We start from the raw sequence: 18,226 nt of genomic DNA on the forward strand, positions 1-18,226 counted from the left end.
GCCGGTCAACTCGGCGTCTTGTCGGTTTCGTTGCGATGATGTTCCGGCCAACTGTCGACGGGGTGGGCACGGTCTTCGTTGAACATCTCCGTGAGTAGCGCATTGGCGCGGCGGTAGGCGTCATGGCGGAACTTGAGGTCGTCTTCCGGCTGGGCGACGATTTCCTCCAGCATCTTGAGGTTCAGCCGCCGGAACTGATCCGCCCGTTCGCGCGCTTCGTAAGCCCCGACGCCCATGCGCTCCAGGGCACTGCGACCCAATGACAGCGCGCTCTCGAAAGTTTCCCGTTCGGCCGCTTCCACGCCCATCTGCCGCAGGGTAATGAGGTGTCCCATGTCCCGCGCCCGCACGATCAACTGCAATGCGGGGAAGTGCTCCTGGGCCAGCCGGGTCAGCGTCAGGTTGTCTTCCTGATTGTCGATCGCATTGATCAGCACCACCGCTTGAGCCGCGCCGGCGGCGTGCAACAGATCGAGGCGCGTGGCATCGCCATAAAAGACTTTCACGCCGAACTTGCGCAGCGTCTCGATGTTGTCAGGGTCATGATCCAGTACCACCACCTCGACGCCGCAGGACATCAGCAGGCGTCCGGCAATCTGCCCGAAGCGGCCGAACCCGGCGATGATCACCCGTGGGTTCTGCTGGTCGACGAGGTCGGATTCGCGCTGGTTTTTCCGGGTGACGGACTCGAAGCGATCCAGCAGCAGAATCAGCAAGGGCGTCAGGCACATGGACAAGGCCACCGCCAGGGTCAGGCTCTTGCCCCATTGATCGGTCAGGATGCCGGCCACGGTCGCCGCGCCAAACACGACGAAGGCGAACTCGCTGCCCTGGCCCAGCAACACCGCCTGCCAGGAGCGCTGGCCGGCGGGGACGTTGAGGAACCGGCCCGCCAGCTTGATCACCAGCAGCTTGATCAGGATGAAACCCAGGGTCAGGGTGATCACTTTGAGCGGTGCGTTGACCAGCGTGCCGAAATCGATCGACATGCCGACGCCGATGAAAAACAGACCCAACAGCAGGCCCTTGAACGGCTCGATGTCGCTTTCCAGCGCATGGCGGTATTCGGAGCTGGCCAGCAGCACCCCGGCGAGGAACGCGCCCATGGCCATCGACAACCCAGCTTCCTCCAGCAGGAAGCCGAAGCCGAACACCAGGAATAGCGCGACGGCACTGAAAATCTCCCGCAGGCCTGAGCGGGCGGCGAAGCGCAGCAGCGGTCGCGTCACGTAGCGACCCAACAGCACGACGATGGCGATGGCAGCGACGATTTTGCCAATCGATAGCAACAGCGCGGTGCCCGAAGGGGTGTCGCCGTGGGCCGACAACAGCGGAATCATCGCCACCAGCGGAATCGCAGCGATGTCCTGGAACAGCAGCACGGCAAAGCTGCTGCGCCCGACGGCGGTGGCGGTCAGGTTGCGTTCGCTCATGGCCTGCATGGCGATGGCCGTGGAGGACAGGCTCAGGGTCAGGCCGACCAGCAGCGCCGCCGTCCAGTTCAGGCCCAGGGCCGTACAGAACAAGCCAATGGCAGCGCCACAGGCGAGCATCTGCAGGGCACCGCCACCAAACACCATCCGGCGCAGGGCCCAGAGCCGTTTGGGGTCGAGTTCAAGGCCGATAATGAACAGCATCAGGACCACGCCGATTTCAGCGAACTCCAGGATCGCCTTGACGTCGGTAATCAGCTTCAGCCCCCACGGGCCGATGATGCACCCGGCCAGTAGATAACCCAGCACCGGGCCCAGGCCAAATCGAACGGCAATCGGGACGATCAGCGTCGCCGAGGCCAGGTAGATGAGCATTTCAATCAGGCTGTGAGTCTCCATTTCAATCTTCCTTCCAGGCGGCCAGGCGAGCGCCATAGTGTTCGATTTGTGCATGTTGGGCGTCAGGGTCGGCGGCATAGGCGCCATGCACGACCACCGGTTCCAACCAGCGCATGCCGCAGTAAATGGCCGTGGCGTGGAGGGGTTGGGCCAACGCGGTAAAACCTGGGTAGTCGCCGATCGCAAAATGCGCTTGATCGCCACCGGTGGTGACGGCCCACAGCAGGCGCTTGTCTTTGAGGGCGACGGCGCCTTTGCCGTAGGCCCAGCCGTGGGTGAAGACTTTATCGATCCACAGTTTCAGCAGGGGCGGGGTGCTGTACCAATACATCGGGTGCTGGAGCACCACAAGATCGGCTTGTTCCACCGCATGCTGTTCCGCCTCGACGTCGATATCGAAATTGGGATAGAGCTCGTAGAGCGAACGTATGACCACGTCCGGGTTGTTCGACACTCGCTTGAGCATCAACTGGTTGACCCGCGATTTGTCGGGGTAGGGGTGCGCATAAATGATAAGAATCATCGGTGAATTCCTTGGTTTGGCTCCGCCGATCCTTGTCTGTCGTGAACGCGAGCGATGGTATTGAGTCGAGCGATGTAAACAAAAGCGCCTTCCCGGGGCAGCGTCGAGGCCGGAAAGGCCGGACATCCTACCGAGGAAGGCGCTGATTGTTTAGAGCGGATCGATACATCGGGGGGCTTCAGTCAAGCGGTAGCGAGACCCTGGCCTCCAACCCGCCATCCCGACGGTTGCTCAAGGTCAGTGTCCCGCCATGCTCCAGCACCGTCGCCCGGGCCGCCGACAGGCCCAGCCCGACGCCGCCGGTGTGCTTGTTGCGAGAGCCTTCGATGCGAAAGAACGGCGCGAAGACCTGCTCAAGGTATTGGGCGTCGATGCCGGGCCCGTGGTCCAGGATGCGAATGTCCACACGGTGGGCGTCGGCTTCGAGGCGAACCGTCGGCTCGCCGCCATATTTGATCGCATTGTCGATCAGGTTGACCAATGCACGCTTGATGCCGATGGGCCGGCCGACATAAACCAGGCGCTGGGTGCCTTCGAACCCAACCTCGGTGCCGGCGTCCTTGAGGTCATCGACGATGGTGTGCAGCAGCTCGGCCAGGTCGAACGCGGTGGCATGTTCAAGCCGGGCATCGTCGCGGAAGAACTCCAGGGCTGAATTGATCATCGCCTGCATTTCATCGACGTCCCTGAACAGCCGGGATTGCTGCTCGGCATCCTCGATGAACTCGCCACGCAGGCGCATGCGGGTCAAGGGCGTGCGAAGGTCGTGGGAGATGGCGGCGAGCATCTGGGTGCGGTCCTCGATGAAGTGCTTTAGCTGGGCCTGCATGGCATTGAAGGCGAGGATCGCCTGGCGGATTTCATGTGGGCCGACGACGGGAATAGGCGGTGCCTTGTGATCCACGCCGAAGCGCCTGGCGCCTTCGGCAAAGCGTTGCAAGGGCGCTGCCAGGTGTCGCGTGGCGATCAGCGCGACGATAATCGTCGACACCAGGATCAGCGCCAGCATGATCAGGTTGCGCTTCCATTCCTCCAGCCCCCAACTGCGCGCAGGCAGGGAAAACATGACCCACGAGTGGTCGGTCAATTCGATCATCGCGGCGTAGCGTGCGCCGGGCTGGCCGGTGGGCCAGTCGCTCGGCTCATAGCCCTCGATCCTCGCGTCGGGCCGGCCCAACTGTTGGCGCAAGCGCAGTGCGCCATCGCTGTATTCGGGGTCGTCGATCACTGGCAGCTTGGCTTCTTCATGGCGTTGGAGCCATTGTGTGTTGAAGATCGGGTCACTGGCTGTCCTGGCAATCGTGGGCCGCTGCTCGGGCGTTGCCGAGTCGATGATGCGGGTGATGGCGGCGATCTTTTCAATCAGACCGGTTTCCATCAGGGGAGGGCGGGCCCAGGCATCAGTCAGTTGACTGAACAGCGCGTTCAGGGCCAGCAACGTGAGCATGGCAACCAGGGTGGTCAGGGCGATCCAGCGCGCCAGCGTATCCCATGGCCGTCGAGTGCATTTCATCGCTTCACCACATGGGGGCTGAACAGGTAGCCGCTGTTGCGCACGGTGCGGATCATCGACGCACCGGTGAGGTCGGTCTCCAACTTGCGTCGCAAGCGGCTGACCTGGACATCGATGCTGCGGTCGAACGCCTCGAAGGTTTCGCCGCGCGCCAGGTCCAGCAACTGCTGGCGGGTCAGCACCCGACGCGGGTGTTCGACAAAGACCAGCAGCAGTTCGAATTCTCCGGCGGACAGCGGGATCATGACCTTGTCCGGCGAGCGCAGTTCGCGCCGGGTGACGTCCAGCTGCCAGTTTTCGAACTCCAGGATGGGTCGGGATGAGTCGCTCAACGTCCCCCTGGCTTCTCCGGTGCGCCGGAGCACGGCACGTACCCGGGCCAACAGCTCTCGGGCGTCGAAGGGCTTGGTCAGGTAATCGTCCGCCCCCAGCTCCAGACCGACGACGCGGTCACTCAATTCGCCCATGGCGGTGAGCATGATGATGGCGACCGTGTGCTCGGTTCGCAGTCGTTGGCAGAGCACCAGACCGTTGTCGCCCGGCAGCATGACGTCGAGGATGATGAGGTCCGGCACCCGACGCTCCACCGCCTGCCACAAGGCGTTGCCGTCGGCGGCCACATCCACGCTATAGCCATGTTGTTCGAGGAACTTGCGCAAGAGGGCGAGGACTTCGAGGTCATCGTCCACCAGTAATAAATGGCTCACGGTGGGCACGCAGAGTAATGAATACAGGAGGGGATACTAGGGTCAATCCGGGGCCTGCGTCATATATTTCAATCCGGCAATAAAGTTGCCGGCGGGCAATGTTCTGGAAATCTGCGGGCAAAAAAACAGCGGCAGGATGGCCTTTGATGTCGGTCAGTTAAAAAGTAGTCGGTCCTATACAGAACCTGTGGCGAGGGGATTTATCCCCTCGCCACAAGAGCTGTGTCCGGCATCGGTTCTTTAGTTGACCGGTATCGCCTCCATTCCTCGCCGAGATAACCCTGTATGCCGATCACCAAACCCGCCCCATTGTTTGTTCGATCCACCGTTGTAGTTGTTTTGACGGCACTCGCCAGCGGTTGCTCCAGCACGCCGGCTGCAAAACCAGGCTCGTGTGAAAGCGCGAATTACACCGTTCACGATCCTGCGGAACCGGTCAACCGCGGCATCTTCGCGTTCAACCGAACCGTGGATGACTATGCGCTGGCCCCGGTTGCCCGTGGTTATCGCAAGCTGCCGGAGACGTTCCAGGCCGGCGTCCACAACTTCGTGGCGAACTTCGGCGAGCCCAAGGTGTTCATCAACGACCTGCTGCAAGGCAACGCCCAACGCTCGGTCAACACACTGGGCCGTTTCGTCATCAACACCACGGCGGGTATCGTCGGGTTGATCGACGTGTCGGGCAAGCTGGGCATCGAGCGCCACAAGGCCGATTTCGGCCAGACCTTCGGCGTCTGGAACGTCGCGCCCGGGCCGATCGTGGAGCTGCCGTTGCTGGGCAGCGCCAACCTGAGGGACGCCACGGGCGAAGTGCTGAGTTTCGCCGTCGACCCGTTCGGCGACAACAGCAGCACTGTCGAGACCCTGGGCACGATCAACACTGTCGGCGGCGTTGTCGATGGCCGCGCCGAGGCATTGCCTCTGACAGACCAGTTGCAGGCCGAACCGGATTACTACGTGGCGCTTCGCGATGCAACGGCGCAGCGGCGTGCCGATTTTGTCGCACAGGGCAAGTTGGGGGCGGTCGTGCAGGATAACCCGCAATGCGAGAATGGAGCTGCCGCTGATGAGTAGCCAGGTGTTGGTGCTGCATCGACGGATGCGCTCGCCCGATGCGGATCTACTGCATTGCCGTGAGGTTGAACTGCAGTTGGCCGAGGATGGCCGCCATGTGCTGCTCAATCGTTACGTCGAGTTGTATCGCCATGAACATGTCAGTTGGTGCGCGATCCAGCAGCATCGGGTGCCGTTGGCGAGGATGGTGCGCTGGATGGTTGATAACGGCGAGCCGGTGGGGGCTTAGTAGCAATTTGCTTCTTAATACAGTGGTATCTCGGGAGCGGATGCCATGAAACATTTCTACATAATTACAGATTAATAATGGTTGTACGACGTCGTATCTAATGTGTTCGACTGTGGCCGTTTCTCACAAAAACAATAAACGGAGATTCCATCCATGACGAGCATTCCTTCCGCTGAAGGCCAGGCTGCGGCGCCCGTGCAGGGCCGTTTCGTACGTCTGCTCAAGCTACTGGGCCCCGGTATCATTGCTGTTCTTTCCTGGCTGGGCGCTGGCGACCTGATCACATCTTCGGTGGCCGGGGCGAACTACGGCTACGCGATGATGTGGGTGCTGGCGGTCTCTCTTCTGCTGCGCTACCTGATCGTCAACATCATCGCGCGCTTCCAGCTCTGCAATAACCAGGGCATGACCATCCTGCAAGGTTATGCCCAGCTCAATCCGCTTTTCGCCTGGTTCCTGCTGGTGTATGCATTGCTCATGGGGCACTTGATGAATGCCTACATGATCAAGGGTGCTGGCGAAGCCTTGGCCATGTTGCTCAAGGTCGACTATCCACTGCTGTGTTCGGTGGCGGTGGTCTTGGCGGTATGGATGCTCGTGGGGCGCAATATCTACTCGATGATCGAAGGCGTGATGAAAGGCTTGCTGGCGATCATGACGCTGGCGTTCCTGGCCCTGGCGGTGATGTCCGGCCCGGATGTCGCCGGCATCGTCAAAGGCACCATCGGCTTCAGCATTCCGCCCGATGAAGGCGTGCACGGTGCGCTGCTGGTGGCTGTCTCGGTGATCGGTGCAGTGGCCGGCTCCATCGCCAACTTCGTCCATCCGTATGTCATGCGCCAGAAGGGCTGGGTAGGGCCTGAACACAAGCGTATCCAGCGTAACGACCTGCTGTTTGCGGTGTTTGTCGGGATCATCATCAACCTGGCGATCTGGATCGTCGGCGCGGAAATCCTGCGACCCAACGGCATCGAGGTCAAAACCCTGGGCGATCTGGGCAAGGCCCTGGAAATGTTCTTCGGCTCGATCGGTTGGTACGTGTTCTTTATCGGTGTGTTCGCCACGCTGTTCGCCAGCATCTCCGGCAAGACCACGGCGTTCCCGATGCTTATCACCGATGCCTTCCAACATGTGCGGCCCGGGCGCCGGGAGCGTTACGGCAAAGAGTTCCACCGTGACCCGATGCACAAATGGTTCATGTTGTTCATTCTCGTGACGCCACTGATCTGGTCGCTCCCAGGCATGCCGGACTTCGTCACGCTGACCATCGGTGTCAACGCGCTGAACATCGTCGGCTTGCCGGTGATTTCCCTGGGCCTGCTGATCATGTCCAACCAGAAATCCCTGCTGGGCAAGGAATACCGCAACAACCTGTTCGAGAACATCGCGCTGATGTTTGCCACCGGCCTGGCGTTGTGGGTTGCATTCCAGTTGGGTGTGGAGCTGTTCACCTGATGGCCAGTCATCTGTAACTTTCGGGGGGACTGCTAGACTTTATCGTCCAGTCCCTTTCGGAGAGCCGGAATGAACAATAAAAACAGGATCTGTCTCTGGTACGACGGCACCGCCCAGGAAGCGGCAGAATTCTACGCAAGAACCTTTCCCGACAGCGCGTTGAACGCCATCCATCATGCCCCGGGCGATTATCCGTCGGGCAAGCAGGGCGATGTGATCACGGTGGAGTTCACGGTGATGGGCATCCCTTGCGTCGGCCTCAATGGCGGGCCGGCATTCAAGCACAGCGAGGCTTTTTCATTCCAGATTGCAACCGAGGACCAGGCGGAAACGGACCGCTTGTGGAATGCGATCATCGACAACGGCGGCGAGGCGAGCGTTTGCGGCTGGTGCAAGGATAAGTGGGGGCTGTCGTGGCAGATCAGCCCCCGCGTGCTGCTCGAAGCCGTCGCCAGTGCCGATAAAGCCGCCGCCAAGCGTGCCTTCGAGGCCATGATGACGATGACCAAGATCGACATTGCCGCGATTGAAGCAGCGGTGAAAGGTTAGCCGGCGAAAACCACCATCCTTCCTTGTGGGAGCGGGCTTGCTTGCGAAGGCGGTGGGTCAGTCGACTTAAATGCTGGCTGATCAGGCGCTTTCGCGAGCAAGCCCGCTCCCACATTTGATGGAGGGGACTTCGATTTTTCGGCCTGTCCAAATCCCTGTGGGAGCGAGCCTGCTCGCGATGGCGGCGGCACAGCCAACATTGATGCAAGCTGACCTACAGGGTGTTTTCAGGCAACCTGGCAATCACCTTGATCTCGAACTGAAAACCATACAGCCACGTCACGCCCACCGCTGTCAGTGTCGGATGCGGTGCGTTGCCCCAGAACTCGGGCACGACGCTCCAGACCCGCTCGAAGGTCGACTGGGGATCGACCATGAAGACCGTGACGTCGACCACATCGTCAAAGCTGCAATCAGCGGCCGCCAGAATCGCCTTCAGGTTGGTGAACGCTTGCCGGACCTGAGCCTCCAGATCGGGCTCTGGCGAGCCATCTTCGTTGCTGCCGACTTGCCCCGAGACGAACAGAAAGCCATTGGACCGAATCGCCGGCGAGTAGCGATTGCGCTCATAAAGTGCCTGGCGTCCAGGCGGGAAAACCACATCGCGTTGTTTCATGAATACCTCCATCAAAGAGTGGGTTCCAAACGATGGATTCACTCTAGGGGCTTGTATCCACGCGATAAACGAGCAACCTTGGTGATCACTGTTTGTAGAATCCAAACAATCGGATCGACCCTGAGGCAGAAATGGATCGTTTTGATGCGATGCAAGCGTTCGTTCGAGTGGTGGAGGCGGGCAGCTTCACCAAGGCCGCTGACACCCTGCACATGAGCAAGACCACCGTGACCCAACTGGTGCAGCAGCTCGAGGCACGGTTGCGGGTCAAGTTGCTCAACCGCACCACGCGCAAGGTCAACGTCACCGCCGACGGCGCGGTTTATTACGAGCGGGTGATCCGGCTGTTGGCCGACATGGACGATGCCGAGACCAGCCTGTCCGGTGCGCAAGCGCTGCCCCGGGGCCGGCTGCGGGTGGATGTGCCGAGCCCGCTGGCCGCTCTGATCCTGATACCGGCCTTGCCGGCGTTCTATGAGCGATACCCGGACATCCAGATCGACATGGGCGTCAGTGATCGTATCGTCGACTTGATCGATGAAAACGTCGATTGCGTGGTACGCGGTGGTGAATTGAGGGATCAGTCGCTGGTCGCCCGACGCGTCGGCGATCTCGCCCTCGGCGTTTTCGCCGCCCCGAGTTACCTGGCACGGTTTGGCCTGCCCGCGCATCCGCGAGAGCTGGAAGATTCGCACCATCGCACCGTTGGTTTCCTGTGGGCACGCACCGGCAAATCCCTGCCCTACGCCATGCGCCGTGACGGTGAGCTGCTTCACGTCAAAGGGCGCTACGCGTTGGCCATCGATGACGGCAACGCCTATCTCGCGGCCGGTTTGGCGGGGCTGGGCGTGCTCTGGCTGCCCGAGTACATGTCCCGGCGTCACCAGGGGCAAGGTGAGTTGGTGCCGCTGTTCGAAGACTGGCAGCTCGAGCCAATGCCGCTTTATCTGGCCTATCCCCCGAACCGCCACGTCAGTGCCAAGCTACGGGTGTTCATCGATTGGGTTGTGGAACTGATGGCGCAGCACGCGCCTATCATTGATCGACATGTATGGTGAAACCCGACTGGCCGGTTTTAGAGGAGACACACCATGGACCGATTCACTGGCGGCTGCCTGTGCGGCAACGTGCGTATCGAGGCCTCGGGGCGCCCGTATCGCGTTGGTCTCTGTCACTGCCTCGACTGTCGCAAGCATCACGGCGCACTCTTCTACGCCGCAGCGGTGTTCCCCCAGGATGCGGTGACGATCGAGGGGGAAACACGGGATTACGCCGGGCGCTGTTTCTGCCCGCGCTGTGGCTCGTCGGTGTTCGCCCGTACCGGCGACGAAATTGAAGTGAACCTGGGCACGCTGGATGCCCCCGATCAACTGATGCCCAGCTACGAAAGCTGGACCGTGCGCCGCGAGTCATGGCTGCCGACGTTTCCGTTCAGCCGACACTACGCCCATGATCGCGAGGGCACGGGGCGGTTCGAGGAGTAGGGCGCTCACTCGAAGCCGACTATCGCCTTGATCTCCAGATATTCCTCGAACCCGTGGACCCCATACTCACGGCCATTGCCTGAGCGCTTGTAGCCGCCGAAGGGGGCCATCGGGTTCCACGCCGGGTAGTTCAGCAGCACTTGCCCTGCGCGGATACGCGACGCAACGGCACGTGCAAGATCAAGGTCCTGGCCCTGGACATGCCCCCCCAGCCCATAGACGGTGTCGTTGGCGATGGCGACGGCTTCATCCACGGTGTCATAGGGAATGATGCACAGCACCGGGCCGAAGATTTCTTCCTGGGCGATGCGCATGGCGCTGTCGACCTGCGAGAAAACCGTGGGGCGGGTGTAGAAGCCTTGTTCAAAACCCTCCGGGCGCCCTGGGCCACCGCAAACAAGCTTGGCACCCTCGTTCAAGCCCACTTCGATCATGACCTGCACGCGATTGAACTGGGCTTCGTTGGCGATGGGCCCGAGCACGGTTTCTTCCGATTGCGGATCGCCCACGATGATCGCGTTGGCGGTTGCGGCCGCCAACGCCTCGACTTCCGCCAAGCGGTTCCTGGGCACGATCATTCTGGTTGGCGCGCTGCATGATTGGCCGACGTTGCGAAACGCCGACATCACTCCTGGCGGCACGGCCTTGGCGAAGTTGGCGTCCGGCAACAGCACGTTTGGCGACTTGCCGCCCAACTCTTGCGTCACGCGTTTCACTGTCGGGGCGGCAGCCTGGGCCACCAGCGCTCCAGCGCGGTTCGAGCCGGTGATGGAGATCATGTCGATATCGGGATGCGCCGCCATGGCCGCGCCGACTTCGGCACCGCTGCCGTTGACCATGTTGAAGACACCCGCCGGAAGGCCAGCGTCATGCACCAGTTGGGCGAAGAGCAAGGCGCTCAGGGGCGACAATTCGCTGGGTTTCAACACCACTGTGCAGCCAGCGGCAATCGCCGGGGCGACTTTGGCGGTGATTTGATACAGCGGCCAGTTCCACGGCGTGATGAGGCCGCAGACGCCAATGGGTTCGCGTTGAATGGCGGTGCCATTCTCGACGTTCTGGAAGCGATAGGTGGACAACACATCACGGGCCACCCGAACGTGCTCGGCTGCCAGCGGCACTTGCATGGCCCGGGCGAAGCTGATGGCCGCGCCCATTTCCAGCGAGAGCGCCTGGGCCAATGCTTCTTTGCGCTCAAGGATCAGTTCATGGATCTTTCCAAGGATCGCCACACGGGCATCCACCGAAGTTGCCGACCAGCCGGGAAACGCTGCGCGAGCCGCCGCCACGGCCCGCTCAACGTCCTCGCTTGAGCCCTGGGCGACTTCAGTGATGACGGCCTCGGTAGCTGGATTGACCACCGCCAGGGTGGCCGGATGGGCCGGAGGCTGCCAACCGCCATTGATATAAAACTGCCGGGACGTAGGCGGATTGTTCGAGAATTGGGTGGTCATCCAACGGGCTCCCATAGAGCGGTGATAGCGCTGCCGGCAACAGATCGTGATGCCGTTTTTCTTCTCGATAAACTAACAAAGCGGCCCTGATGGGATATGCCGTTCTCAAGCCTGGCAAAGAAGAATCTGCTGTATCTGCCGGGCTAACTTCGCAAAAAACACAGCGGCGTCGGTTCAGGGCCAGAAAGTGTCCACGATGGCGTGGGTCAAACGAGCCTGCCGGTGCCGGGAAGGCTCGCCTGAGGCATCACCAGCCCTGTCGGTTCGGTAAACCTGCGGATATCGAAAGGGCTGATCAGGGTACTGATGCTACCGGTGCTGATCAGCTCGGCCATGACGTCGCCAACGCCCGGGCCGAGCTGGAAGCCATGCCCGCAGAAACCAAAGGCATAGAACAATCCCTTGATCTTGCCGCTGGGGCCGATGATGGGCAGCGAGTCTGGGGTATAGCTCTCGATGCCGCTCCACACCCGGATGATGTTGAGGTGCTCGGCCCCTGGGAGCAGGCGGCTCATCTGCCGCATCTGATTGAGCAGGCTTTCGGGCTTGAAGTAGGCGCGCCGGTTGAGCATGTCCGGTTTGCAGCGGTTGCCACCGCCGATGATGATGTTGCCCCGGGGTATCTGTCGGAAATAAATCACTTCTTCCTTTATCTTGGTGAACACGCCAATCACCGTCGGCAAGGCATAGGGCACCGGTTCCGTGACCGACATCTGCGGGCCATTGGCTTCCAACGGCACGGCTTCGTCGAATTGTTCTGACAGCTTCGCCCCCCAGGCCCCGGCGGTGATCAGCAGTTGCTCGGCAATGAACAGTCGGCCGTCGGTGGTGGTCACGTGGAATTCGTCATTGACCTTTTGTACCGCGGCGACTTCCGTTCGCTCGCGCACACTTGCCCCGGCCCGTGTCGCCGCGCGGGCAAATGCCGGGGCGGCCAGGCGCGGGTTGGCGTGGCCGTCGTGAGGTGCGTACGAGCCGCCCTTGACGTCCGGGCCGAGGAACGGGAAACGTGCATGCAGGGCCTTGCCGGTGATGATCTGCAAGTCCAGCTCCCGGGCCTCGGGGGCGGCGGCGTAGGCTTCAAGCTCGGCGATTTCGTCCTCGCGATAACAGACGCGCATATGGCCGCTGGGGATGAATTCCAGGTCATCGCCAATCAACTCGGGGAGCCGTTTCCACAAGCCGTACGAGCGATTGGACAGTTCCAGTTGGCCGAGGAATCGTCCTTGGCGCCGCACGTTGCCAAAATTCACGCCGCTGGCGTATTGGCCGATCAGGTCGCGCTCCAGCAACGTCACCGAGCGCCCGCGCTGGCGCAGGAAAAACGCCGAAGCCGACCCCATGATGCCGCCGCCGATAATCAGTACATCGCTTTTTTCCGGTTTCATGATGTGCTCTCACTGCCCGCCAGCGCTTCGATTTCAATCAAGTACCCATGGTGCAAGGCCGGGACGGGCACCACCGCGCGCGCAGGTCGGTGTTCGCCCAGATAACGGGCGTAGATCCGGTCGAAAGCCGGCCAGTGTTCGATGCCGACGACATAGACCGTTACTTTCAGCAGGTCGCTGGGACGACGGCCTGCCACGCGGAGAATCGCCATCAGGTTATCCAGGGCGATGGCGGCTTGTACCTCGAACGGTTGGTCGACACTGTGGCTGCCATCGGCGCGTACCGGCAGTTGTCCGGATACGTACAAAACGCCTTGGTGCGAGACCGCCTGGGTGTAATGTCCGCCCGCAGCGGCCGCCTGGGTGGTCTGGATCAACTCGATTTCACCAGCCATGCAGACGACTCCAGGTGTGCACCGCACCCGAGGCATCGCAGGCGCTGTATTCAGGGAACTGCGCACCCGTGGCGCAGGCGTGATTGGGCAGGATGCGCAGGCGACTGCCGATGGGGAAACGCTCGGTGATAGCGACCTCCCCGGGACTGGAAAGGGTGACGATGCCGTGTTCCTGGTTGGCGTTGGAGAGCAGGGCGCCCTCGATCCAGTCGCCGGCTTCGCTGCACACTTGTCCATAGCCGAAATCCCGTTGCTGGCGCTGTGTACCCCGGTCCCGGCTCATGGCCATCCAGCCGGCATCGATGATGATCCAGCCTTTGTCCGGCTGATGACCGATGACGGTGGTCAGCACGCTCAGCGCCAATTCATCCGCCCGGCAAACGCCGATGTTGTGCATCACCAGGTCGAAGAACACATAGACGCCAGCGCGCACTTCTGTGACGCCCTCCAGGCTCTGCGCCGAAAGTGCCGTGGGTGTGGAACCGATGCTGACCTGGGGGCAGGCCAGCCCGGCTGCGCGGATGCGTTGGGCGGCGCTGACGCAGATGTAGCGCTCTTGTTCGGCCAGGGCTTGTAGCGCTTGGGACGTGTTGAGTTCGTAGCTGGATCCGGCGTGGGTCATGACGCCACAAAGCTGCATGCCGCCTTCACGGAGTCGCCGGGCGATGTCGACAAGCGCATCGTCTTCGACGCGCACGCCGGAGCGATGGCCATCGCAATCGATCTCGATCCAGACCTCGAAACGTTCGTCGTGCTGCCTGCCGAAATCGACGATGGCCTGCGTCGCCGCCAGACTGTCGGTCAAGATGCTCAATCGACAGCCCTTGCGCCGGAGTGTCAGGGCCTGGGCCAGTTTGCCGGGTGCCATGGACACGGCATAAAAGATGTCGTGGATGCCTGCGGCGAAGCAATGCTCTGCCTCCTTGAGGGTGGACACGGTGATTGCGCTGGCGCCTGCCTCGATCTGCGCCTGGACCACCGGCAGGCATTTGCTGGTCTTGATGTGCGGGCGCAAACGCACCCCCAAGGCGTCCATGCGGTGTTGCATGCGCTGGATATTGCGCTGCATTCGCGGCACATCAATGAGCGCGACCGGGGTATCGAGGCAAGCGATTGAGGCTGGCATGAACAGGACTCGGTGGTTGGAGACAGGCTCGACTCTACTCAGTCATCGTAAAGTCGTGGTTCAATGTGGCGTCATCAATCATTAAGTTGAACTGAATGATCAGCCTCGAAGACCTGCGTATGGCCGTGACCCTGGCGCGTTCTGAATCCCTGAGCGCTGCCGCCAGGGCGCTCAATGTCTCGCCGCCCGCACTGTCCATGCGCTTGCGCAAACTGGAGACGCTGCTCGGCCTGACCCTGGCCAATCGCGATGCCCGGCGCCTGAGCCTGACCGCCGATGGTGAGCGCTTTTCCCGGCAGAGTGCGCTGTTGCTGGATCAATTGGAGGCGCTGCCCGAGTCGTTCAAACAGCAGGATGATCGGCTGGTCGGCACCCTCAGGCTGGCGGCGCCGTTTGGGTATGGACGACAACACATCGCGCCACTATTGGCTCGTTTTGCCAGGTTGCATCCGCAGCTGTGCCTGCATCTGGATCTGCGGGAAACGCCCTGGCCCGACCGTCATGACAGCGACGCGGTGATTCACATCGGCACCCTCAGCGACAGCCTCTGGGTTGCCCGGCCTCTTACGCAGAACGATCGGTGGTTGTGTGCGAGTCCTGCGTACTTGGAGCAGCACGGCACGCCTTTATCGCCTGAGCAACTCGCCGAACACCGCTGCATTTGCATTCGTGAGAACGATGAAGATGTCACGCTGTGGCACTTGCGCAACGAGCACGGGCGCAAGACCCTGCGGATCAAACCGGCTTTATTGAGCAACGACGGCAGCGTGGCCCGGCGCTGGGCGGAGCAAGGCCTGGGTTTGGTCCTGCGTTCGCAGTGGGACGTCAGTAAAGCCATCGCCGACGGTCGCCTGGTGCGGGTGCTCGCCGATTGGCAATTCGACAGCGCCCCGATCAACCTGCTGGTGCCCTCGCGCAAACTGCGCAGCGCGCGGGTACAGGCATTGGTGAGCTTTCTTGAGGCTGAGTTGAAAGCTTGAATAAAGGGCTCTTGTCTTAGACCCGCCGCTATCGCGAGCAGGCTCGCTCCCACAGGGGATTTGTGGTGGATACCAGTCTTGCGGACCAACCCAAGACTAATGTGGGAGCGGGCTTGCTCGCGAATACAGCAGCACATTCAACATCACTGCAAGCTGTCCCGTCGCCATCGCGAGCAGGCTCGCTCCCACAGGGGATTTGTGGTGGATACCGGTCTTGCGGACCAACCCAAGACTAATGTGGGAGCGGGCTTGCTCGCGAATACAGCGGCACATTCAACATCACTGCAAGCTGTCCCGCCGCTATCGCGAGCAGGCTCGCTCCCACAGGGGATTTGTGGTGGATACCGGTCTTGCGGACCAACCCAAGACTAATGTGGGAGCGGGCTTGCTCGCGAATACAGCAGCACATTCAACATCACTGCAAGCTGTCCCGCCGCTATCGCGAGCAGGCTCGCTCCCACAATGGATCTGTGGCGAACACCAATCATGCGACTGCCCAAGATCCCCTGTGGGAGCGAGCCTGCTCGCGATGGCGGCAGCCCATTCACCCGGGATGCTGAAGCTGCTGCGCCAAGCGTAGATTCTGCCGCAAACGACCCTTTGCAGACCCGTTTGGCGCACCATAACTGCCCGCAAGACCACGGAAACACGGGCGCAGCGCCCACGCCTGGAGCATCCCGCAAAGTCTGCTGAGCGAGCCCTGCAAAACGGTGGTTTGTACCAAGCGGCCGGTATTTTTAACGATTTATCCACGGTCTCATGGTGTTGTAATGAAAACGTGATGCAGCGTTGCAGCGAAGCTTCACGAACAGCATCAATGTTTGCCTCGGCATGTCTTCAACAACAATCCAGGACCGCACTCATGAGCTTTCTTCGACCCAAGTACATCACCTTCGACTGCTACGGCACGTTGACCAATTTCCAGATGGGCAGCATGACCCGCGAGCTGTTCGCCGACCGTGTCGATGCCGGGCAGATGGACCAGTTCGTCAAGGATTTCTCCGCTTATCGCCTGGACCAGGTGATGGGTGAATGGCGGCCCTATGATGAAATCATCAAGACCTCTCTGATGCGGGTCTGCAAGCGTTGGGGCGTCGAGTATCGTGGCGAAGGCCAGCTCTATTACGACGCCGTTCCAACCTGGGGCCCCCACGCCGATGTACCGGCGGGCCTGTCGAAAATCGCCGACAAGATCCCCCTGGTGATTTTTTCCAACGCGATGGACGAGCAGATCATGTCCAACGTCGACAAGCTCGGCGCGCCTTTCCATAAAGTCTTCACCGCCCAGCAGGCCCAGGTCTACAAGCCGCGCCTGGCCGCCTTTGAATTCATGCTCGATAACCTCGGCTGCGGGCCGGAGGATGTTCTGCATGTGTCGTCGAGCTTCCGCTACGACCTGATGTCGGCCCACGACATGAAGATCAAGCACAAAGCTTTTGTGGCCCGTGGTCACGAACAACCGGCCAATGCCGTGTATGGCTACCACCAGATCCCGGACATCGGCGGGTTGGCCGCGCTGGTCGGGCTCTGAGTCGAGCGCACTCTTCAAGGCGAAAGGGGTTAGACATGGGCAGTGAGTCCTATTGGCTCGACACCGCACCGGCGTTCACCGGTGCCCAGCTCGGCGGATTGCCCGGGCAGGTCGATGTCGCCATCGTCGGTGGCGGCTTCACCGGGTTGGCCGCGGCGCGGGCCCTGGCCTTGAAGGGGGCCAGCGTGGCGGTGCTGGAAGCGGGCAGGGTGATTGGCGAGGCGTCAGGGCGCAACGGCGGGCATTGCAGTACCGGCGTGGCCCAGGATTACGCGGCGCTCACCGCCAGCCTCGGCGCCGACAAGGCACGGGCGTATTACCAGGCCTATGAAAGTGCCGTGCAGAGCGTGGTCTCGCTGGTGGAGCAGGAGGGGATTGCCTGCGACCTCAAGCGTAACGGCAAGCTCAAGCTGGCCGCCAAGCCGATGCACTACGAAGGGTTGGCGCGCACCTGTGAATTGATCCGCAAGGAAGTCGATGCCGAGGTCGAGTTACTGTCGGCCCAGGAGACGCGGGCGGAAGTCAATTCGGCGCAGTTTCACGGTGGCCTGTTGCAGCGCAACGGTGTGCAGATGCACATCGGGCGTTTCGGTGTAGGCCTGGCCGAAGCCGCTGCCCGTCACGGTGCGTTGATTTTCCAAGGGGTGGCGGTGCAGGACTGGAAGGCCAGTGCCGGCGGTTATCGAGTCAACACCAGCAAGGGCACGTTGCAGGCCTCGCAGATCCTGTTGGCGACAGGCGCCTGTCAGCAGGGCGGCCTGGGTTGGTACCGGCGGCGGATCGTACCGGTGGGCAGTTTCGTGGTCGCCACCGAGGTGTTGCCTCAGGCGCTGATCGACAGCTTGCTGCCGGCGCGGCGCTCTTATGTCACCAGCCGGATGATCGGTAACTACTTTCGCCTGACCCCGGACAATCGCCTGCTGTTTGGCGGCCGCGCGCGGTTTGCCATGTCCGACAGCGTTTCCGACGCCAAGAGCGGCAAGGTGCTGCAAGCGGCGATGGTGCAGATGTTCCCGCAGTTGGCGAACACCCGGATCGACTATTGCTGGGGCGGTCTGGTGGACATGACGTCCGATCGCCTGCCCCGGGCCGGCCAGCATGGCGGGGTTTATCACTCCATGGGCTACAGCGGTCATGGTGTGCAGATGTCGGTGCACATGGGGCAGGTCATGGCCGAGGTCATGGCCGGCAAGGTCGAGGCCAACCCTTGGCGTGAGCTCGACTGGCCGGCCATCCCCGGGCACTTCGGCAAGCCCTGGTTCCTGCCGCTGGTAGGCGCGTATTACCGCCTGCAGGACTACCTGCACTGAGTTGCAGGGTGTTGTTTGGCGTTTCAACACATTGCGTCAATCGTGCGCAATCGAGCCCTA

The 18,226-nt window shown here is 61.5% G+C and carries 18 protein-coding genes; 9 read left to right on the forward strand and 9 right to left on the reverse strand.

The features are described 5' to 3' along the window. Positions 1 to 5: 5 nt before the first annotated feature. From kefC to GN234_RS29450, 4 genes are all read right to left on the reverse strand, one after another. Positions 6 to 1,832, reverse strand: a complete 1,827-nt coding sequence (gene kefC, locus GN234_RS29435) for a glutathione-regulated potassium-efflux system protein KefC (RefSeq protein WP_109755511.1) — start codon at positions 1,830 to 1,832, stop codon at positions 6 to 8. A 1-nt stretch (position 1,833) separates the two neighbouring features. Beyond that, complete coding sequence (kefF, locus tag GN234_RS29440; protein WP_109755510.1) at positions 1,834 to 2,355, reverse strand: glutathione-regulated potassium-efflux system oxidoreductase KefF; 522 nt, start codon at positions 2,353 to 2,355, stop codon at positions 1,834 to 1,836. A gap of 178 nt (positions 2,356 to 2,533) precedes the next feature. Beyond that, positions 2,534 to 3,868, reverse strand: a complete 1,335-nt coding sequence (locus tag GN234_RS29445) for an ATP-binding protein (RefSeq protein WP_176689483.1) — start codon at positions 3,866 to 3,868, stop codon at positions 2,534 to 2,536. Continuing rightward, positions 3,865 to 4,575 carry a response regulator gene (locus GN234_RS29450; protein WP_176689484.1) on the reverse strand — a complete coding sequence of 237 codons (711 nt, stop codon included), beginning with the start codon at positions 4,573 to 4,575 and terminating at the stop codon, positions 3,865 to 3,867. Before GN234_RS29450 ends, GN234_RS29445 begins: the two co-directional genes overlap by 4 nt. A 285-nt stretch (positions 4,576 to 4,860) precedes the next feature. On the opposite strand from GN234_RS29450, the gene GN234_RS29455 reads away from it, so the two are divergent. The 4 genes from GN234_RS29455 to GN234_RS29470 all read left to right on the forward strand — a co-directional run bounded on the left by GN234_RS29455 (position 4,861) and on the right by GN234_RS29470 (position 7,882). After that, positions 4,861 to 5,649, forward strand: coding sequence for an MlaA family lipoprotein (locus GN234_RS29455; RefSeq protein WP_109755508.1), 789 nt, complete (start codon positions 4,861 to 4,863; stop codon positions 5,647 to 5,649). After that, positions 5,642 to 5,878 carry a hypothetical protein gene (locus tag GN234_RS29460; protein WP_109755636.1) on the forward strand — a complete coding sequence of 79 codons (237 nt, stop codon included), beginning with the start codon at positions 5,642 to 5,644 and terminating at the stop codon, positions 5,876 to 5,878. Before GN234_RS29455 ends, GN234_RS29460 begins: the two co-directional genes overlap by 8 nt. A gap of 153 nt (positions 5,879 to 6,031) precedes the next feature. Beyond that, positions 6,032 to 7,333 carry an Nramp family divalent metal transporter gene (locus GN234_RS29465; RefSeq protein ID WP_109755507.1) on the forward strand — a complete coding sequence of 434 codons (1,302 nt, stop codon included), beginning with the start codon at positions 6,032 to 6,034 and terminating at the stop codon, positions 7,331 to 7,333. A gap of 69 nt (positions 7,334 to 7,402) precedes the next feature. Then, complete coding sequence (locus tag GN234_RS29470) at positions 7,403 to 7,882, forward strand: VOC family protein (RefSeq protein WP_116832825.1); 480 nt, start codon at positions 7,403 to 7,405, stop codon at positions 7,880 to 7,882. Positions 7,883 to 8,096: 214 nt separating this feature from the next. Here the strand turns inward: GN234_RS29470 and GN234_RS29475 are convergent, their stop codons facing one another. Beyond that, complete coding sequence (locus GN234_RS29475; RefSeq protein WP_116832824.1) at positions 8,097 to 8,498, reverse strand: RidA family protein; 402 nt, start codon at positions 8,496 to 8,498, stop codon at positions 8,097 to 8,099. Positions 8,499 to 8,629: 131 nt separating this feature from the next. Here GN234_RS29475 and GN234_RS29480 point away from each other — a divergent pair, with 131 nt between their 5' ends. Beyond that, positions 8,630 to 9,556 (forward strand): LysR family transcriptional regulator, encoded by a 927-nt coding sequence (locus tag GN234_RS29480; protein WP_109755504.1) that lies wholly within the window; start codon positions 8,630 to 8,632, stop codon positions 9,554 to 9,556. Positions 9,557 to 9,589: 33 nt separating this feature from the next. Next, positions 9,590 to 9,982, forward strand: coding sequence for a GFA family protein (locus tag GN234_RS29485; RefSeq protein ID WP_109755503.1), 393 nt, complete (start codon positions 9,590 to 9,592; stop codon positions 9,980 to 9,982). Positions 9,983 to 9,987: 5 nt separating this feature from the next. On the opposite strand, the gene GN234_RS29490 is transcribed toward GN234_RS29485, so the two are convergent. The 4 genes from GN234_RS29490 to GN234_RS29505 form a co-directional block, all read right to left on the reverse strand. After that, positions 9,988 to 11,436: an aldehyde dehydrogenase family protein gene (locus GN234_RS29490; RefSeq protein WP_176689485.1), complete on the reverse strand. Its 1,449-nt coding sequence runs from the start codon at positions 11,434 to 11,436 to the stop codon at positions 9,988 to 9,990. 206 nt (positions 11,437 to 11,642) lie between these two features. Further along, the gene (locus GN234_RS29495; RefSeq protein ID WP_176689486.1) at positions 11,643 to 12,824 is read right to left on the reverse strand and encodes an NAD(P)/FAD-dependent oxidoreductase; all 1,182 of its coding nucleotides are present in this window, start codon (positions 12,822 to 12,824) and stop codon (positions 11,643 to 11,645) included. Continuing rightward, positions 12,821 to 13,219, reverse strand: a complete 399-nt coding sequence (locus GN234_RS29500; protein WP_176689487.1) for a RidA family protein — start codon at positions 13,217 to 13,219, stop codon at positions 12,821 to 12,823. The genes GN234_RS29495 and GN234_RS29500 overlap by 4 nt, the downstream gene beginning before the upstream one ends. Continuing rightward, positions 13,209 to 14,345, reverse strand: coding sequence for a DSD1 family PLP-dependent enzyme (locus GN234_RS29505; protein ID WP_176689488.1), 1,137 nt, complete (start codon positions 14,343 to 14,345; stop codon positions 13,209 to 13,211). Before GN234_RS29505 ends, GN234_RS29500 begins: the two co-directional genes overlap by 11 nt. Before the next feature lie 95 nt (positions 14,346 to 14,440). Here GN234_RS29505 and GN234_RS29510 point away from each other — a divergent pair, with 95 nt between their 5' ends. The 3 genes from GN234_RS29510 to GN234_RS29520 all read left to right on the forward strand — a co-directional run bounded on the left by GN234_RS29510 (position 14,441) and on the right by GN234_RS29520 (position 18,166). Continuing rightward, positions 14,441 to 15,325, forward strand: a complete 885-nt coding sequence (locus GN234_RS29510) for a LysR family transcriptional regulator (protein WP_109755498.1) — start codon at positions 14,441 to 14,443, stop codon at positions 15,323 to 15,325. 862 nt (positions 15,326 to 16,187) lie between these two features. Then, positions 16,188 to 16,856, forward strand: a complete 669-nt coding sequence (locus GN234_RS29515; protein ID WP_109755495.1) for a haloacid dehalogenase type II — start codon at positions 16,188 to 16,190, stop codon at positions 16,854 to 16,856. A gap of 35 nt (positions 16,857 to 16,891) precedes the next feature. Next, complete coding sequence (locus tag GN234_RS29520; protein WP_176689489.1) at positions 16,892 to 18,166, forward strand: NAD(P)/FAD-dependent oxidoreductase; 1,275 nt, start codon at positions 16,892 to 16,894, stop codon at positions 18,164 to 18,166. Positions 18,167 to 18,226 lie beyond the last annotated feature (60 nt).

Origin of the sequence: Pseudomonas bijieensis (genome assembly GCF_013347965.1) — a bacterium.
Taxonomy (GTDB): domain Bacteria; phylum Pseudomonadota; class Gammaproteobacteria; order Pseudomonadales; family Pseudomonadaceae; genus Aquipseudomonas; species Aquipseudomonas bijieensis.

Coding starts and splice junctions, on each gene's coding strand:
- kefF (WP_109755510.1), bottom strand. CDS start 2,355: ATGATTCTTATCATTTATGCGCACCCCTACCCCGACAAATCGCGGGTC.
- GN234_RS29470 (WP_116832825.1), top strand. CDS start 7,403: ATGAACAATAAAAACAGGATCTGTCTCTGGTACGACGGCACCGCCCAG.
- GN234_RS29480 (WP_109755504.1), top strand. CDS start 8,630: ATGGATCGTTTTGATGCGATGCAAGCGTTCGTTCGAGTGGTGGAGGCG.
- GN234_RS29515 (WP_109755495.1), top strand. CDS start 16,188: ATGAGCTTTCTTCGACCCAAGTACATCACCTTCGACTGCTACGGCACG.
- GN234_RS29445 (WP_176689483.1), bottom strand. CDS start 3,868: ATGAAATGCACTCGACGGCCATGGGATACGCTGGCGCGCTGGATCGCC.
- GN234_RS29460 (WP_109755636.1), top strand. CDS start 5,642: ATGAGTAGCCAGGTGTTGGTGCTGCATCGACGGATGCGCTCGCCCGAT.
- GN234_RS29500 (WP_176689487.1), bottom strand. CDS start 13,219: ATGGCTGGTGAAATCGAGTTGATCCAGACCACCCAGGCGGCCGCTGCG.
- GN234_RS29505 (WP_176689488.1), bottom strand. CDS start 14,345: ATGCCAGCCTCAATCGCTTGCCTCGATACCCCGGTCGCGCTCATTGAT.
- GN234_RS29455 (WP_109755508.1), top strand. CDS start 4,861: ATGCCGATCACCAAACCCGCCCCATTGTTTGTTCGATCCACCGTTGTA.
- GN234_RS29495 (WP_176689486.1), bottom strand. CDS start 12,824: ATGAAACCGGAAAAAAGCGATGTACTGATTATCGGCGGCGGCATCATG.
- GN234_RS29485 (WP_109755503.1), top strand. CDS start 9,590: ATGGACCGATTCACTGGCGGCTGCCTGTGCGGCAACGTGCGTATCGAG.
- GN234_RS29490 (WP_176689485.1), bottom strand. CDS start 11,436: ATGACCACCCAATTCTCGAACAATCCGCCTACGTCCCGGCAGTTTTAT.
- GN234_RS29520 (WP_176689489.1), top strand. CDS start 16,892: ATGGGCAGTGAGTCCTATTGGCTCGACACCGCACCGGCGTTCACCGGT.
- GN234_RS29465 (WP_109755507.1), top strand. CDS start 6,032: ATGACGAGCATTCCTTCCGCTGAAGGCCAGGCTGCGGCGCCCGTGCAG.
- GN234_RS29510 (WP_109755498.1), top strand. CDS start 14,441: ATGATCAGCCTCGAAGACCTGCGTATGGCCGTGACCCTGGCGCGTTCT.
- GN234_RS29475 (WP_116832824.1), bottom strand. CDS start 8,498: ATGAAACAACGCGATGTGGTTTTCCCGCCTGGACGCCAGGCACTTTAT.
- kefC (WP_109755511.1), bottom strand. CDS start 1,832: ATGGAGACTCACAGCCTGATTGAAATGCTCATCTACCTGGCCTCGGCG.